Genomic DNA, 1,161 nt, shown 5'->3' with positions numbered 1-1,161 from the left:
ACCCCTTGTATCTGCACGGAGGAGACTTTGTGCGAGAAGAGCGACTGAGCCTCGAACCGGATGGCCATCCGATTCGAGGCTTGGCGAAGTCGCCCGACACCCCTCCGGTTACAACCGTGGATGAGCCTGGGATCTTCGCCTTCGTCACGTACGACCGAATAGTCGCTTGGCTCCAATCGCACGCACAAGGCAGGTTACCGTGAACAAGATCATATGTGGAGTGGATGTTTCGAAAGAATGGCTCGACGCCCATGTCGAGCCGAGCGGGGCGGCCGGCCGCTTCCGCAACGATGCGGCAGGCATAGCCGACCTGGCCAGCTGGTGTCAGGGTCATGGCGTCGAACTGGTCGTCATGGAGGCCAGCGGCGGCTGCGAGCGTCTGGCATTCCTGCTGCTGTGGGAGTTGAGCCTGCCTTGCGCTCTCGTCAATGCGCGCAGCGTACGCCGCTTTGCCGAGGCGATGGGCTGCTTGGAAAAGACCGACAGGATCGATGCCGCCATGATCGCCCGCTACGCACAGGCCAAGCGGGCACAACCGTCGCCGCCGCCGAGCGCGGCCCAGCAGCGGCTCAAGGCCTTGGTGGCGCGGCTCGGTCAGGTCACCGGCGATCTCACCGTCCAGAAGCAGCGCAAGAGCGCTGCCGCCGACGCCGAGACCGTCGCCAGCCTCGATGAGGTCATCGCGCTGCTCGTGCGCCAGAGCCGCAGGCTCGAGGGCGAGATCGCCTCGCTGATCGATGACGATCCGCTGTGGGCATGCCTTGACCGGGCCTTCCGCTCGCTCAAGGGGGTCGCCTCCCGCAGCGTCGCGCGCCTGATGGCCGAGTTGCCCGAGATAGGCATTCTGTCCAACAAGGCCATCGTCAAGCTGGCAGGCCTGGCGCCAATCGCCAACGACAGCGGCAAGCGCAGCGGTCGCCGGCCGGTGCGGGGCGGACGTGCCGGACCCCGCTCGCTCCTCTTCCTCATTGCCCGCATCGTTGCCAAATACGATCCGCATCTGGCCGCCTTCCATCAGCGGTTGCAGACCGCCGGCAAGGAGAAAATGGTCATCCGCATCGCGCTCGCACGCAAGCTGCTCGTCATTCTCAATGCAAAAGCACGCGACGCGCGCATCGAGTTCGCAAATGCAACTTGACACCTCAGATAGTCGCTCATCCG

Annotated in this window: 1 protein-coding gene; it reads left to right on the top strand. The window is 64.6% G+C overall.

Annotation, left to right across the window (positions count from 1 at the left end):
* The first annotated feature begins 199 nt into the window (after positions 1–199).
* The gene (locus tag LB572_RS34305; protein ID WP_224670916.1) at positions 200–1,138 is read left to right on the top strand and encodes an IS110 family transposase; all 939 of its coding nucleotides are present in this window, start codon (positions 200–202) and stop codon (positions 1,136–1,138) included.
* Positions 1,139–1,161: the final 23 nt, after the last annotated feature.

The sequence above is a fragment of the Mesorhizobium sp. BH1-1-5 genome, assembly GCF_020165615.1.
Lineage (GTDB): Bacteria > Pseudomonadota > Alphaproteobacteria > Rhizobiales > Rhizobiaceae > Mesorhizobium.
Note: the sequence above shows the minus strand (reverse complement) of the source record. Positions and strands in the feature narration are given on the sequence as shown.